Genomic DNA, 14070 nt, shown 5'->3' with positions numbered 1-14070 from the left:
CTCTTCGGCGCACCCAAGAGAAGGAACGGACCTCATGCCCAGCCCCCTCGGCCGCGCGCTCCGCAACCGGCGCGCCGGACACCACACCCTCGCCTGGGCGCGTCCCGACCTGGCCGCACCCGAGAGCTTCACCCTCACCAGCCCCGCCTTCGAGCACGGCGACCCGATTCCCGACCGGCACCGCGGCCGGCTCTTCGGCGCCGACATTTCGCCCGCCCTGACCTGGACGCCGCCGCCGGCCGGCACCGCGGAACTCCTGCTCATCGTGCAGGACCCCGATGTGCCGCTGGGGAAAGCGGCGACCCACGCCCTGACCACGGGCATCGATCCGGCCTTACCGGGCATTCCGGAGAACGGCCTCACCGACCCGAGCCCGATCTCCGGGCTCAGGCACGGCAAAGGCCCGCTCGGCCGCCGAGGCTGGGCAGGCCCCATGCCGGTGCGCTCGCACGGGCCGCACTCCTACGTCTTCCAGCTCTTCGCCTTGGACCAGCAGCCCGGCCTGCCCGAAAAATTCACCCTCGACGACGCACTCCGCGCCATGGCCGGGCATGTCCTGGCGCGCGCCCGGCTCGACGGCAGCTACGAAATCCCGTGATCAGAAGTACTGGGAGCCGCCGTCGACGGAGAGGTGTTCGGCGGTGATGAAGCCGGCCTCGCTCGAGGCGAGGAAGGCCACGGCGTCGGCGATCTGGTCTGCCTCGGCGTAGGGCGGGTCGATGAAGGTGGTGCCCATGACGGCCAGTTTCGGGTTGGTGGCATTGGTCTTCTCGATGGCCGTGACCATGTCGCCGGTGCCCATCGGCGTCGCCACCGGGCCCGGGTGCACCGAGTTGACCCGGATCCCGTACTGGCCGAGTTCCGCCGCGAACGCCCGCGTCATCCCGGTCACCGCGTGCTTGCTCGTGGTGTAGTGGATCATGAACGGCTGCATTTTCTTGCCGGCGTAGGAACTCGTCAGCACGATCGACCCGCCGTTGCCCGCCTTCACCATCTCCGGCGCGCTCGCCATCACCGTGTTCCACACACCGGTCACGTTGATGTCGAGGTGGTCGCGGAAGATCTCCGGCGTCGTCTCGTTCCACGCCGCCGGGATGCAGATACCGGCGTTGGCGACCACGACGTCGAGCCTGCCGAACTCGGCGATCCCCCGCGCCACGAACGCTTTCAGGCCGTCGAGATCCCGCACGTCCCCGCGCTGGGTGAGGATCCGGCGGCCGGTCTTCCCGACCAGTTCCGCTGTCTCGGCGAGATCCGCCGGCGTCGGCGAGTCGTACGGGACCCCGGGCAGCGGCCCGGCCAGATCCAGCGCCAGGATGTCCGCGCCCTCCCGCGCCAGCCGGACCGCGTGCGCGCGGCCCTGGCCCCGGGCGGCACCGGTGATGAACGCGACCTTGCCCGCCAAACGCTCCGTCATCTTCTGGGTCTCCTCGCTGAGAGCTCCGGTCCGCTACGGCGTGCAGCCAGCCGCGCACTCGCCGACACATGTTGGAAAAGCTACGTTCGTAGGTTACGCCGCCCGCCGCCGGGCCGGCCACTCGCGCGCTGGACCTCTGTCCATTGTGCACGGTCGGCGGCGCTGCGCTCGACGGCGTCCAGGACACGCTGCACCTGGAGGCCGTCGGCGAAGGACGGCGCCGGGTCGGTGCCCTCGGCGATCGCGGTGACGAGATCGGCGACCTGGTGGGTGAACCCGTGCTCGTAGCCCAGCCCGTGCCCCGGCGGCCACCACGCCGCGATGTAGGGATGCTCAGGCTCGGTGACCAGGATGCGGCGGAAGCCCGCGGTGGCGCGGGTTTCGGTGCCGTCGTAGAAGTGCAGCACGTTCAGGTCCTCCAGGTCGAACGCCAGGCTGCCGCGGTCGCCGTTGATCTCGATCCGTAGCGAATTCCGGCGCCCCAGGGCAAAACGCGTGGCCTCGTAGGTGGCGAGCGCGCCGTTGCCGAGCCTGCCGAGGAACATCGCGGCGTCGTCGACGGTGACCTCGCCCGTGCCACCGCCGGGCAGCGGGCGCTCCTCCACGAAGGTTTCCGTCTCGCCGCTGACGGAGGTGAGGCGTTGTCCCGTCACGTACTGGGTGGCGTCCACGATGTGCGCGCCGATGTCGCCGAGCGCCCCGGAGCCGGCGCGCTCCTTGTCCAGCCGCCACGACCAGGGCGCGTCCGGATCGGAGAGCCAGTCCTGCAGGTACTGCGCCCGCACGTGCCGGATCCGCCCGAGCCTGCCTTCGGCGACGAGCCGCCGGGCCAGGCCGATCGCGGGCACCCGGCGATAGGTGAAGCCCACCATCGCGCGGACCCCGTCGGCCTGTGCCGCCGCATCGGCCATCGCTTCGGCCTCGGCGAGCGTGTTGGCGAGTGGCTTTTCGCACAGCACGTGCTTGCCGGCCCGCAGCGCCGCGATCGCGATCTCGGCGTGGCTGTCCCCCGGCGTGCAGATGTCGACGAGGTCGATGTCTTCCCGTTCGACGACGGCACGCCAGCCGGTGGCGCTCTCCTGCCAGCCCAGCCGCTCCGCGGCCTGTGCGGCACGTCCGGCGTCGCGCCCGACCAGCACCGCGAGCTCCGGGCGCAGCGGCAGCTCGAAGAAATGTGGTGCGGTCCGCCACGCCTGCGAATGCGCGGCGCCCATGAACGCGTGGCCGACCATGGCCACCCGCAACGTTTTTCCGGGCATCTCCTGGCCTTTCGTCTCCGGCGCCGGGCGAGCCCCGGCAGCCGGCACAGCTCGTTGCCGGCGCGTCGTACCCGGCATGGAAAGCGGTGAAACCGGGTAGAGCCCCCGGGACGAGAGGAGGCACGGATGCCCGTGACCGTCGGGCTGCTGGCCGACCCGGGGCTGCCCGCCGAGGTGACCCGCGGCCTGGTGGACGATCTGCCCGGGGCGCTGCGCGCGCAGGTCAGCGACAGCGTCGACTGGGCCGTCGAGCTGCGCTGCCGCCCGTTGGTGCTCGACGACGACGGCACCATCCCGATCGCCGAGCTGGCGGACGAGGAACTGCCCCGGCGCGGCTGGGATCTCCTGATCTGCGTCACCGACCTGCCCCGGCTCGTCGGTGACCGGCCGGTCATCGCCGCCTTGAGCAAGGCGCACCGGGTGGCGCTGGCGTCATTGCCGGCCGTCGCCGGGGTGCGCCTGCGCACGCGACTGCGCGACATCCTCGTGCAGCTCGCGGCCGAACTCGGCGAAGGGACAGTGGCGGTCCCGAGGCGGAAGAAACCGGCCACTGCCCTGCGACGGCTGGAAAATCCCGCCGACGGCATCGACACGTCGCTGACCTTACCGGGTCTCCGCGGTCAGCTGATGCTGCTGTTCGGCATGGTCCGCGACAACCGGCCGTGGCGGCTCGTGCCGAGCCTTTCGCGCGCGCTCGCGGCCGCGACCGGGATGGCCGCCTTCGGGGTGTTCTACAGCAGCATCTGGAGCATGGCCGACGCGCTGAGTCCGGTCCGGCTCGCGGTGATCAACCTGTTCGCCGTCGCCGTGATGGTCCTCTGGCTGACCGCCTACAACGGGCTTTGGGAGCACGGGCGGGGGCGCGACACCCGCAAACAGGCTGTGCTCTACAACGCCGCGGGCATCACCACGCTCACCTTCGGCGTGGTGTGCATGTACGCGCTGCTGTTCGTGGTGACCCTGGCCGGCGCGCTCATCGTGATCTCCGGCGGGTACCTGGCGAAGACGCTCGGGCACGAGGCCTCCATCGGCGTCTACCTGCATCTGGCGTGGCTGGCCAGTTCGATGGGGACGGTCGCCGGGGCGCTGGGTTCCAGCCTGGAGAGCGAGGACGCCGTGCGCCGCGCCGCGTTCAGCAAGCGTGAGCGGGAACGCCGCGCCCGCAACGAGAACGGGTGAGTTGCGATACTCAGGGCATGAACTACCGCTTGGGGATTCTCGAAGGCGACGGGATCGGGCCGGAGATCGTGCCCGCGGTGGCCCGTGTGGTGGACGCGGCGCTGGCCGCGGCCGGGGCGAAGCCGGTGGAGTGGGTGCCGTTGCCGGTCGGCGTCGCGGCGATCGAAGAGTCCGGCACGCCGCTACCCGAGTCGACTGTGGACACACTGGCCGGGCTCGAAGCGTGGATCCTCGGGCCGCACGACAACGCGGCGTACCCCGAGCCGCACCGGTCCACGCTCAATCCCAGCGGCACCATCCGCAAACACTTCGACCTGTTCGCGAACATCAGGCCCGCCAAGGCTTTCCCGGGCGCGCGGGCCCTCGACCCTGGCACGGATCTGGTGATCGTGCGGGAGAACACACAGGGCTTCTACGCCGACCGCAGCACCTTCGCCGGGTCCGGTGAGTTCATGCCGACGCCGGACGTCGCCATCGCGCACGCGATCTTCACGCGCCCCGGGATCGAGCGGATCGCGCACGAGGCGTGCCGGCTCGCCCGCCGCCGGCGCGGGCACGTGACGGTGGTACACAAGGCAAACGTGCTCCGGCTGACCAGCGGAATGTTCCTCGACGTATGCCGCGAAGTGGCCGCGCGGTACCCGGACGTGACGGTCGAGGACCACCACATCGATGCGATGGCCGTGCACCTGCTGCGCCGCGCGCCGGAGTTCGACGTGATCGTCACCGAGAACATGTTCGGCGACATCCTCTCCGACCTGACGGCGGAGATCGCGGGCTCGCTCGGGCTCGCGCCGTCGGTGAACGTGTCCGGTGAGCAGGGCATGGCACAGGCGACGCACGGTTCCGCGCCGGACATCGCCGGGCGCGGCATCGCGAACCCGGGCGCGCTGATGCTCTCGGCCGGCATGTTGCTGGACTGGCTCGCCGCCCGCCACGACGACACCACCCTGCGCCGCGCCGCCGAGCTGATCGAGTCGGCCGTCGCCGCCGCGCTTCGTGCGGGCGTCGCCACCCCGGACCTCGGTGGCGACGCCGGTACGACCGCGTTCACCGACGCCGTTCTCGCGGCGCTGTAAGCGGCCACTCGAGCGCGGTTTCGCCATCCGGCGGCTTCCCGCCGCCCGGTTCGCCCGGATAATCGGTTTCGCTTGCGGTCGTGAGGTTTAGTGCAGGAAAACCTCGAGGAGACGACAGTGATCGAGCCGTACAACGCGGTGGGGTTGATCCCCACCTTCTGGGGCATCCGGACCCGGGCCGACATCGAGCACAACCTCGAGCACCTGGAAAGCCTCACCAAAGCGGCGTTCTGGTTGTCGAACCTGGACATCCCGGTGCGGCTGCTGGCGATCCCCGAGGGCGCGCTGCAGGGCTTCAACGACGAGATCCTCGACGTGGACCACACCGAGTTCGCGCACACGTGCGCCATCGACATTCCCGGCCCGGAGACCGACCGGCTCGCCCGGCTGGCGCGGACGTGGAACGTATTCCTGATGGCGCAGGCCAAAGCCCGGCACCCGGACTGGCCGGACCTGTTCTTCAACGTCGGCTTCGTGCTCTCCCCCGAGGGCGAGATCCTGCTGAAGCACTACAAGCTCAACGCGCTGCTGCCGGTGGAACGCTCGGTGTCGCCGCACGACATCTTCGACTGGTGGGTGGAGAAGTACGGCCGCACCCTGGACGCGTTCTGGCCGGTCGCCGACACCGCGATCGGCAGGCTCGGGGTGATGATGGCGATGGAGGGCTGCTACCCGGAGAATGGCCGCGGGCTCGCGCTCAACGGCGCCGAGGTGGTCTACCGCGCTTCGCTGCCGGCGCCGTTCACCGAGAACGACCTCTTCGAGATCTCCAACCGCGCCAGGGCGCTGGAGAACAACATGTACGTGGTGGCCCCGAATATCGGCGGCTACCACCTCTACCCGGACAGCCAGCACCCGATCGACGCGGGCGGCGGGCAGTCCATGATCGTGAACCATCGCGGGGCGATCGTGGGCAAACAGCTGGACACCAATGGTTCCACCTACATCAGCGGCGTGATCGACATCGAGGCGCTGCGCCACCACCGGGCGAGCGCGCAGATCAGCAACTGGGCCAAGGACATCCGCGCCGAGCTCGCGCAGATCATCTACGAGCGGCCGGTCTACCCGAAGAACCGGTACCTGGACGCGAAACCGCCCAAGCACGAACAGTTCCGCCGCGACGTGACCGAACGGCAGGTCGAACTGCTCCAGGAGCGCGGCGTGTGGCGAAAGCCGTACGACGCGGACCGATCGGCCCCTTGACGACCCTTGCCGCCGCCAAATAAGTTACTCCATAAAACAAAATCGGAGGAGCGGGCGATGGTGCGGCGACCGGTGACCGGGGACAAGTTCTCGTTCGGCCTGTGGACGGTCGGGTGGACCGGCACGGATCCCTTCGGCGGGCCGAGCAGGCCGGCGCTGGATCCGTGGGAGTACTCGGACAAACTGGCCGAGCTGGGCGCCTGGGGAATCACCTTCCACGACAACGACGTCTTCCCGTTCGACGCGGACGAGGAGACCAAGAAGCGCATCGTGGGGCGGCTCAAGGACGCCGCGGACAAGGCGGGGCTGGTGATCGAGATGGTCACCACGAACACGTTCGGCCACCCCGTTTTCAAGGACGGCGGGCTGACCGCGAACGATCGCGGGGTGCGCCGGTTCGGGCTGCGGAAAGTGCTCAAGGCGGTCGATCTCGCGGCCGAGGTCGGCGCGAGCACGTTCGTCATGTGGGGCGGCCGCGAAGGTGCCGAGTACGACGGTTCGAAGGACGTGTACGCGGCGTTCGAGCGGTACAAGGAGGGCCTGGACACCGTCGCGGGCTACATCAAGTCCCAGGGTTACGACCTGCGAATCGGCCTGGAGCCCAAGCCGAACGAACCGCGCGGCGACATTTTCCTGCCCACCGTGGGGCACGCGCTCGGGCTCATCGCGCAGCTGGAACACGGCGACATCGTCGGCCTCAACCCGGAAACCGGGCACGAGCAGATGGCCAACCTCAACTACACGCACGCGCTCGGCCAGGCATTGTGGAGCGGCAAGCTGTTCCACATCGACCTCAACGGGCAGCGCGGGCTCAAGTACGACCAGGACCTCGTGTTCGGGCACGGCGACCTGATCTCCGCGTTCTTCACCGTGGACCTGCTGGAGAACGGCTTCCCCGGCTACCCGGACGCGCCCCGCTACACCGGGCCGCGGCACTTCGACTACAAGCCGTCCCGCACGGAATTCCTCGACGGTGTCTGGGAATCCGCGAGCGCCTGCATGTCGACATACCTGATGCTCGCGGAGAAGGCGCGCGCGTTCCGGGCGGATGGCCGGGTGCAGGACGCGATGCGCTACTCCGGCATCTACGACCTGGCGCAGCCGACGCTCGGCGAGGGCGAGACGGTGGCGCAGTTCCTGGCCACCGACGACGGGTTCGACGCCGAGAAGGCGGCCGAGCGGGACTACGGGTTCGTGAAGCTCCAGCAGCTCGCGCTCGAACATCTCATCGGCTGATTAGTTCACCTATAAAACAAATTATGCCGTACCGCTAGGATTCCCGGATGCCCGAACAAGGATCCCGGCAGTCGACCCTGCGCGCGAACAACCTGGCGCTGGTCACCCGGACGGTCTGTGCCTCGGCGCGTCCGCTCTCGCGGGCGGACGTCGCCGCGGCCACGTCACTCGCCCGTGCGACCGCGTCGAGGCTGGCCGACGACCTGGTGGCGGGCGGGGTGCTCGGCGAGACCGAGCCGGGGAGCGCCGTCGGCCGGGGCCGTCCGGGCACTCCCCTGGTCCCGGGTTCGGCGCTGGCCGCGCTCGGGCTGCAGGTCAACGCCGGGTTCCTGGCCGCGCGGGTGATCGACCTGCGTGGCCGGGTGGTCGCCGAGGCCACGGAGTACGACGACTTCGTGGGCAGCGATCCGGCACCGACGCTGGCGCGGCTCGGGGATCTGTCGGCCCGCGTCTGCGGCGGGGTGCCGGCGGGCGTGCGGCTCGTCGGGGCCGGGCTGGCGGTGCCGGGACTGGTGGCGGAGGAGTCCGGATTGCTCGTGCGGGCACCGAATCTCGGTTGGTCGGATGTGCGGCCCGCGGAGCTGATCAAGGGCGAGGCGCTCTCGGGGCTGTCACCGAACGTGGGCAACGAGGCGAACCTGGCCGCGCGCACGATCGCCGCCGTGGCACCGGGACGGCCGGGCGAGTTCGCCGATTTCGTTTACCTGTCAGGGGAAATCGGGATCGGCGGGGCGGCGGTGTCCGGCGGCGAGGTGATGTCCGGGCGGCACGGCTGGGCGGGCGAGATCGGGCACGTGTGCGTCGACCCGGCGGGCCCGCGATGCCGGTGTGGCGCGACGGGCTGCCTGGAAACCTATGCGGGGCGCGACGCGCTGCTGGCGGCGGCGGGTCTGACACCGGCGTCGAGCCCGGCGGAACTCGCGGAATTGGCCGCACGCGGCGACAAACGCGCCCGCGCGGCGCTGTCCGGCACGGCGCGGGCGCTGGGGGTGGCGCTCGCCGGGGTGATCAACGTGCTCGACATCCCGACCGTCGTGCTGGGCGGGCACCTCGCGCACCTCGCCGAACTGCTCGCGCCCGAGGTCGAGGCCCACCTCGGCGCGCGCGTGCTTTCGGCGCATTGGGCGCCGCCGCACATCGAACCCGCCGGACCGCTCCTCGCGCCCGGCGCCACCGGCGCCGCCTATCGCGAACTCGCCACCGTCCTCGCCGATCCCGCTGCCTGGCTCAGCTAGCCGTCAGGCGGATCGGGGCGGCCTGGTGCGCACGCGCGACCTCGTCGAGCACCTGTAATCCGAGGGCGACGAGCGGGTTCCGGCTGCTCCCCCGGCGCACGCAGGTGAGAATCCGCATCGGCATGTGCTCGCTCGAAACCGGCACCCGCACCACCGCCTCGCCCGCCGGCCCCTCGGCCAGCCGCGGGACCAGCGAGACGCCCGGCCCGTTCCCGACGAGCGACCAGACGGCGGGCCACTGGGTGGCGGCGTGCGCGATGCGTGGCGAGGCCGGCCGCCGCACAAAGCACACGCACTCGCTGGGCGTGGCCGCAGTGCCCGCGTCGGCGACGATCCAGTCCTCGGCCGCCGCGTCCGCCAGCGCCACTGATTCCGCGCTCGCCAGCGGGTGGTCGGCGGGCACAAGCAGCACAAGTGGCTCCTCAAGCACCGGGCTCTGCTCGAACCGCGCGTCGTCCGGCGGCGGCCCGCCCTCGATCGGCTCCACGCTCGCGAGCTCCACTTCCCCCGCCACCAGCAGGTCGAGGCTCTCCGCGGCGTCGCACTCGCGCACCTGCACCAGCCGCCCGGCGGCGGGGGCGATCAGGCCGCTGATCGCGGTGGTGAAGCCGGACATGCGCAGCGGTCCGGCCAGACCGGCCTGGTGGGAGTCCAGCTCCACCCAGGCCTCCTCACCGGGCCAGCAGCGTGTCGGCGTGGTCGATCGGGCTGCTGCTTCTGCTGGTGGCGCCGGAAATTCTGTTCGGCCTGCTGGCCGCACGCCCCGGCCTGTCCGACTGATTAGGAGCCGGGTGCGGAAAGCGGTCGCGCGCTCCGCCGTGGGATTCCTGGTGACTGCTGCGGTACAAGGAACCTCACCGGTCGCTGGTTTCCCGTTACCCGCGCCGCGGCACCGTCCACAGTGGTCCGGCGGAGTCAGCGCAGCGGTGAGATCTCCGTCGGCAGCGCGATGGTCGACGTCGCGCGACGGATGCTCTCCGGACCGTTGCGGGGCGGCCAGATCCCGCGCTCGTAGGACTCTCGCCGGATTTCCAGACGTGCGTTGAGGTCCGGGAACGGCCAGATGTGCGTGATCCGGGGCGCCCCGTCCAGCCCGTACATCGCGACAGTGAGCGGGTACATCGCGGTCCGCCCGGGCACCGCGGCCCGCCAGCCGTCGATGGTCGGCGGCAGGCCGCCGATCGTGAGCTCGTAGGTGCGGAACTCGTAGACGCTGCCGTACTCACCGGGCTCGACATCGGGCAGGAACGGGAACTTCTCGTAGGTCTCCAGTCGCAGGCCGGTCAGGTCCTCGCCGATGCCGAACGGGTCCGCGCTGAACAGCTGCCCGCGGCGCTCCTCGGCCAGCTCGGCCGCCGACTCGAAACCGCGCAGCACCAGCAGGCGCGTGACGATCTCGCCGATCTCGGTCTCCCAGCAGCCCAGCAACCTGCCGGGCGCCGCCGACGTGGCGGCCTCGATCCTGGGAAGCGCGCGGGGCACCGACCGCAGGCGCAAGGACAACGTGGCCAGTTCGTAGATCATGCGAACGAGACTACTACTGTTTTGCAAGTACTAGCATGGCGCTATGAGTTTGGAGCGCGGGACGCAAGGCCGGGAACTGTTCGCGCTACTCGGCGAGCGCTGGAACTACGCGATCCTGCGCGAGGTGTTCTACGGGGTGCGCCGGTTCGGGGCGTTGCAGCGGGCGCTCGGGATCGCGCCCAGCATCCTGACGACCCGGCTGGCCGCGCTGGCCGAGCTCGGGCTGGTGGAGAAAATCCAGTACCGGCCGGACAAACCGTGGTTCGAGTACCACCTGAGCGAGTCCGCGCGGGCCATCGTGCCGGCCTGGATGGTGCTCGCCCAGTGGGCCGAGGCGCATCTGCCGGACGGCGACCGCACCGCGCGCGCCATCCGGCACACGACTTGCGGCGGCGTCACGCACCCCGTGCTGACCTGCGACGTGTGCGGGGAGCCGATGGACGCCCGCGACGTGGCCCCGGCCGCCGGGGACTGAGGCTCACAGCGCCCGGAACCGGCTCAGCGCTCCGGCGACTCCGCTTCCCGCTCCTCCTCCGCCTCGCCCTGTTCGGGCGGCTCGACGAGGTGGGCCTCCTTGGCGGCTTCCTTCGCCTCGGCGATGGCGCGCCGGGACTCGGCCAGATCAGGGGCATCCGCTGGGGGCTTTTCGGGCATCACACGCTCCGTTCCGTCCCCGGCTGACTACCACGATCCGGGCCGGGCAAACGGAAATCACCAGGGGTCGGTGAAGTCCTCGTCGTCCTCCGACGGCGGCCGGGCGCGCCGCCGCGGCTGTGGCTGCGGAGGCGAGAGCGGCGGTGGCGGAGGCGGCGCCGGGTCCTCGGCCACGTCGAGCACGCCGTCATCGTCGTCCGGCTCGTCGTCGTCCTCGGGCAGGAACTCCTGCAGCACCTCCATGGCCGCGGAGTTCTCCCCGACCAGTCCGCCGAACGCCTCGGCGACCTGGGCCCCGACCTGCTTCTGCGCACTGGCCATCAGCTCCAGCACGAGCGCGGCCAGCGCGGCGGGTGGGCGCTGGTAGGCCCGCGGACCGAACTCGAGGTTGGTCACCGAACCACCGGGACCGACCGTGATCGTGGCCGCGCCGTCCTTGCTGCGCACGGTGGCCGTGGCTTCCCGGAGGCTTTCCTGCATCCGCTCGGCCTTGGCCCTGAGCTCCGCCAGCTCCGCCTCGAACGCGGCGAGCGGATCACCGCCGGAGGGTTCCGAAGTCGTCAATTTCCGCCCTGTCACCTGGGGATTCGGGAGCGTGGCCGAGTAGATCAGCCAAGTCTGAACTGCAGGCAGACGATACCGGACGCGAAGCTGAACCCCTCACCGCCCGATCACTTTCTGTGCATCTGCGAACCATCCACAAAGGACGGTCACCGGTCGCGGAACACCGACACGACGGCTTCCACGCACGCGTCCGGCGTTTCGTCCTCCCTGGTGAGCACGCTGCCGGTGACCTCCAGCGGCGGGTCGAGCGGGATCGGGCGGATCCGCGCCGACTCCGTCACCAGGCCGGCGGGCAGCAGCGTCCAGCTCTCCTGGTCCGAGCCGACCTCGACGATCGTGTCCTGGGTGGTGCCGGTCGGCCTGCCCAGCCGCGGGGTGACCCCGGCCTCCCGGAACGCGTCCTCGACCGCGTCGTGCAGCGGCGGATCGCATTCGCGGGCCGGGAAACGCAGCGCGGACGCGGCCATCGTGGCCAGAGCGACGGCATCTCGCTCCGCTGCCGGATGCCGCGCCGACACCACCGCGAGCAGTGGTTCGGACCAGGCGGGGCGCACCCGCACCCCGGGCGCGCGCCGCACGGCCCTGGCCACCGCGAGATCGAGCTCGCCACGCCGCAGCGCGTCCAGCCGCGCCGTGACCGGCAGGTCGACCAGGATCACCTCGAAGCCGGGCTGGTGCTCACGCAGCGCGTCGATCGCGCGCTCCAGCCGGGTGGTGAGCCCGCCCGCGCTGCCGATCCGTACCGTGCCCGTGGTTTTCCCGGCCACCAGCCGCACGTTCTCCGCCGCGGCAAGGGTTTCTCGCGCCGCGTCGAGCACCCGGCGGCCCGCGCCGGTGAGGCGGACCCTGCGCGGCGACCGGTCCAGCAGCCGCACCCCCAGCTCGCGTTCGAGCCGGGCGATCTGCTGGCTCACCGCGGGCTGCGCGATGTGCAGCCGCGCGGCCGCGCGGCCGAAATGCAGCTCCTCGGCCACCGTCACGAAGTAACGCAACGCCCGCAGTTCCACCGGTTCCCCCCCTTCCACCTGCGACGATCAGTCGAGCTTATCGCTGCGCGGTCGAACTGGATCTGGTTGCCCGCCGCGATCGGCGCTGAGGTGGAGGTATGCGGATCGGAACTCATCTCATCGCCTCCGGGGCCGTCACGGTCGAGCAGCTGCGGGCGGACGCCGCGGCGGTGCGCGGACTGGACAGCGCGTGGACCAACCAGCAGCCCGGCGGCTGGGACCCGCTCGGCGTGCTGTCCTCCTTCGCCGACGCGCCGCCCGAACTCGGTACCGCCGTCGTGCCGACCTACCCCCAGCACCCGGCCACACTGGCCACCTCGGCGCTGACCGTGCAGGCGCTGACCGGTGGCAGACTCACCCTGGGCATCGGGCCGAGCCACGAGCTCGCGATGACCGGCTGGCTCGGCATCCCTTACACCGCACCGGCGCGGCACACCCGGGAGTACCTCGAAGTGCTGCGCCCGTTGCTGCGCGGCGAACACGTGCGCCACTCCGGTGAATTCTTCACCGTGGACACGCAAGTGGCGATCAAGGCGCCGGAGCCTCCGGTGCTGCTCGCCGCGCTCGGCCCGCGGATGCTGGAAGTCGCGAGGGATCTCGCGGACGGCACGATCGCGGTGTGGGCGCGGCCCGCTCTCGTGACCGACTACCTGGTGCCACGGCTGGCGCCGAACTCGCGGATCGCGGCGATGGTGATGGTGGCGGTCACCGACGACCCCGACGCGGCGCGTGACTCGATCGCGCGCGAGTTCGGCGCGGCCGGACAGCTGCCTGCCTATCGCGCGATGCTCGATCGCGGCGGCCTCTCCAGCGTGGCCGACACCGTGGTCGCGGGCGACGAAACGTTCGTGCTCAAGGAGATCCAGCGCTACCGCGACGCCGGGGTAACGGACTTCGTCGCGACCACGGTGGGGCCGCAAGAACGGTTGCCAGCGGTGCTGGCGGAGGCGAAAAGCGCTTACTCTCCGCTGTCGCGACTGTCCACAATGTCCTTCCCGATGGTGCCGAGGTGACCACGATCGCCAACGGGGTGCAAGACTGGCCCTCATGAAGCCCGAACTGCACCGGTACCTCGACTCCGCCCGCGACGCGATGGTGTGGAAGCTCGACGGGTTGTCCGAGTACGACGCCCGGCGGCCGCTCACCCCGACGGGCACCAACCTGCTCGGCCTGATCAAGCACCTGTCCGGCTGCGAAGCGGGCTACTTCGGCGCGACGTTCGGCAGGCCCTTCCCCGAGCCGATGCCGTGGTACACCGACGACGCCGAGCCGAACGAGGACATGTGGGCCACCCCGGAGGAGTCCCGCGAGGACATCCTCGGGTTGTACCAGCGCGTGCGGGCGCACTCCGACGTGACGATCGAGACGCTGGAACTGGACACGGTCGGGCAGGTCGAGCACTGGCCGCCGGACCGGCGGGCGGTTTCGCTGCACCTGATCCTGGTGCACATGATCGCCGAGACGAACCGGCACGCCGGGCACGCCGACATCGTGCGCGAGCTGATCGACAGCGCGGCCGGGCTGCGCAAGAGCGCGAGCAACCTGCCCGAGGGCGACGCGGCCTGGTGGGCCGGCTACCGCGAACGCGTCGAACAGGCGGCGAAGGAAGCCTCGGCGCGCTGAGGCCAGTGCGCGGCTGAACCGCGCTGACGCCGCGTTTGTACGTCTGTTGTATCGACCCCGCTCATGCTGTCCCGGACTGTCGCCCCCGGC

Annotated in this window: 16 protein-coding genes; 9 read left to right on the top strand and 7 right to left on the bottom strand. The window is 70.8% G+C overall.

Annotated elements, in window-relative coordinates; all coding sequences use genetic code 11:
* Positions 1–34 precede the first annotated feature (34 nt).
* Positions 35–598 carry a YbhB/YbcL family Raf kinase inhibitor-like protein gene (locus VHD82_RS30815; RefSeq protein WP_325712036.1) on the top strand — a complete coding sequence of 188 codons (564 nt, stop codon included), beginning with the start codon at positions 35–37 and terminating at the stop codon, positions 596–598.
* Here the strand turns inward: VHD82_RS30815 and VHD82_RS30810 are convergent, their stop codons facing one another.
* Together VHD82_RS30810 and VHD82_RS30805 are read right to left on the bottom strand one after the other, a co-directional pair.
* Entirely contained in the window at positions 599–1417 is an 819-nt protein-coding gene (locus VHD82_RS30810; RefSeq protein ID WP_325712034.1) for a mycofactocin-coupled SDR family oxidoreductase, read from the bottom strand. It abuts the gene before it with no gap.
* Between the two features lie 80 nt (positions 1418–1497).
* On the bottom strand, positions 1498–2676 hold the full coding sequence (locus tag VHD82_RS30805; protein WP_325712032.1) for a Gfo/Idh/MocA family oxidoreductase: 1179 nt from the start codon (positions 2674–2676) through the stop codon (positions 1498–1500).
* A 126-nt stretch (positions 2677–2802) separates the two neighbouring features.
* On the opposite strand from VHD82_RS30805, the gene VHD82_RS30800 reads away from it, so the two are divergent.
* The 5 genes from VHD82_RS30800 to VHD82_RS30780 all read left to right on the top strand — a co-directional run bounded on the left by VHD82_RS30800 (position 2803) and on the right by VHD82_RS30780 (position 8608).
* Entirely contained in the window at positions 2803–3855 is a 1053-nt protein-coding gene (locus VHD82_RS30800; RefSeq protein ID WP_325712030.1) for a hypothetical protein, read from the top strand.
* A gap of 17 nt (positions 3856–3872) precedes the next feature.
* Positions 3873–4934, top strand: a complete 1062-nt coding sequence (locus VHD82_RS30795; RefSeq protein WP_325712028.1) for an isocitrate/isopropylmalate dehydrogenase family protein — start codon at positions 3873–3875, stop codon at positions 4932–4934.
* Between the two features lie 117 nt (positions 4935–5051).
* Positions 5052–6137, top strand: coding sequence for a nitrilase-related carbon-nitrogen hydrolase (locus tag VHD82_RS30790; RefSeq protein ID WP_325712026.1), 1086 nt, complete (start codon positions 5052–5054; stop codon positions 6135–6137).
* Positions 6138–6194: 57 nt separating this feature from the next.
* Positions 6195–7373 carry a xylose isomerase gene (xylA, locus tag VHD82_RS30785; protein WP_325712024.1) on the top strand — a complete coding sequence of 393 codons (1179 nt, stop codon included), beginning with the start codon at positions 6195–6197 and terminating at the stop codon, positions 7371–7373.
* A gap of 47 nt (positions 7374–7420) precedes the next feature.
* Positions 7421–8608, top strand: a complete 1188-nt coding sequence (locus tag VHD82_RS30780) for an ROK family protein (RefSeq protein ID WP_325712022.1) — start codon at positions 7421–7423, stop codon at positions 8606–8608.
* On the opposite strand, the gene VHD82_RS30775 is transcribed toward VHD82_RS30780, so the two are convergent.
* A complete protein-coding gene (locus VHD82_RS30775) occupies positions 8601–9269 on the bottom strand; it encodes a LysR substrate-binding domain-containing protein (RefSeq protein WP_325712020.1) in 669 nt (222 codons plus the stop codon). The genes VHD82_RS30780 and VHD82_RS30775 overlap by 8 nt on opposite strands.
* A 254-nt stretch (positions 9270–9523) precedes the next feature.
* Complete coding sequence (locus tag VHD82_RS30770) at positions 9524–10132, bottom strand: NIPSNAP family protein (RefSeq protein ID WP_325712018.1); 609 nt, start codon at positions 10130–10132, stop codon at positions 9524–9526.
* A 43-nt stretch (positions 10133–10175) separates the two neighbouring features.
* Here VHD82_RS30770 and VHD82_RS30765 point away from each other — a divergent pair, with 43 nt between their 5' ends.
* A complete protein-coding gene (locus tag VHD82_RS30765) occupies positions 10176–10607 on the top strand; it encodes a helix-turn-helix domain-containing protein (RefSeq protein WP_325712016.1) in 432 nt (143 codons plus the stop codon).
* A 23-nt stretch (positions 10608–10630) separates the two neighbouring features.
* Here the strand turns inward: VHD82_RS30765 and VHD82_RS30760 are convergent, their stop codons facing one another.
* From VHD82_RS30760 to VHD82_RS30750, 3 genes are all read right to left on the bottom strand, one after another.
* The gene (locus tag VHD82_RS30760) at positions 10631–10786 is read right to left on the bottom strand and encodes a hypothetical protein (protein ID WP_325712014.1); all 156 of its coding nucleotides are present in this window, start codon (positions 10784–10786) and stop codon (positions 10631–10633) included.
* Positions 10787–10843: 57 nt separating this feature from the next.
* Positions 10844–11350 (bottom strand): YbaB/EbfC family nucleoid-associated protein, encoded by a 507-nt coding sequence (locus VHD82_RS30755; RefSeq protein WP_325712012.1) that lies wholly within the window; start codon positions 11348–11350, stop codon positions 10844–10846.
* Between the two features lie 146 nt (positions 11351–11496).
* A complete protein-coding gene (locus tag VHD82_RS30750; RefSeq protein WP_325712010.1) occupies positions 11497–12357 on the bottom strand; it encodes a LysR family transcriptional regulator in 861 nt (286 codons plus the stop codon).
* A gap of 98 nt (positions 12358–12455) precedes the next feature.
* Here VHD82_RS30750 and VHD82_RS30745 point away from each other — a divergent pair, with 98 nt between their 5' ends.
* Entirely contained in the window at positions 12456–13370 is a 915-nt protein-coding gene (locus VHD82_RS30745; protein ID WP_325712008.1) for a TIGR03564 family F420-dependent LLM class oxidoreductase, read from the top strand.
* Between the two features lie 34 nt (positions 13371–13404).
* Entirely contained in the window at positions 13405–13980 is a 576-nt protein-coding gene (locus tag VHD82_RS30740; RefSeq protein WP_325712006.1) for a DinB family protein, read from the top strand.
* Positions 13981–14070: the final 90 nt, after the last annotated feature.

Source organism: Amycolatopsis sp. (assembly GCF_035546795.1).
Classification (GTDB): Bacteria; Actinomycetota; Actinomycetes; order Mycobacteriales; family Pseudonocardiaceae; genus Amycolatopsis_E.
This window is presented reverse-complemented; position numbering and strand designations above follow the sequence as displayed.

Bases quoted from the DNA above. Each gene is read 5' to 3' on its own strand.
- VHD82_RS30760 (WP_325712014.1), bottom strand. From the start codon at position 10,786: ATGCCCGAAAAGCCCCCAGCGGATGCCCCTGATCTGGCCGAGTCCCGG.
- VHD82_RS30745 (WP_325712008.1), top strand. From the start codon at position 12,456: ATGCGGATCGGAACTCATCTCATCGCCTCCGGGGCCGTCACGGTCGAG.
- VHD82_RS30780 (WP_325712022.1), top strand. From the start codon at position 7,421: ATGCCCGAACAAGGATCCCGGCAGTCGACCCTGCGCGCGAACAACCTG.
- VHD82_RS30765 (WP_325712016.1), top strand. From the start codon at position 10,176: ATGAGTTTGGAGCGCGGGACGCAAGGCCGGGAACTGTTCGCGCTACTC.
- VHD82_RS30795 (WP_325712028.1), top strand. From the start codon at position 3,873: ATGAACTACCGCTTGGGGATTCTCGAAGGCGACGGGATCGGGCCGGAG.
- VHD82_RS30805 (WP_325712032.1), bottom strand. From the start codon at position 2,676: ATGCCCGGAAAAACGTTGCGGGTGGCCATGGTCGGCCACGCGTTCATG.
- xylA (WP_325712024.1), top strand. From the start codon at position 6,195: ATGGTGCGGCGACCGGTGACCGGGGACAAGTTCTCGTTCGGCCTGTGG.
- VHD82_RS30800 (WP_325712030.1), top strand. From the start codon at position 2,803: ATGCCCGTGACCGTCGGGCTGCTGGCCGACCCGGGGCTGCCCGCCGAG.
- VHD82_RS30740 (WP_325712006.1), top strand. From the start codon at position 13,405: ATGAAGCCCGAACTGCACCGGTACCTCGACTCCGCCCGCGACGCGATG.
- VHD82_RS30815 (WP_325712036.1), top strand. From the start codon at position 35: ATGCCCAGCCCCCTCGGCCGCGCGCTCCGCAACCGGCGCGCCGGACAC.
- VHD82_RS30770 (WP_325712018.1), bottom strand. From the start codon at position 10,132: ATGATCTACGAACTGGCCACGTTGTCCTTGCGCCTGCGGTCGGTGCCC.
- VHD82_RS30810 (WP_325712034.1), bottom strand. From the start codon at position 1,417: ATGACGGAGCGTTTGGCGGGCAAGGTCGCGTTCATCACCGGTGCCGCC.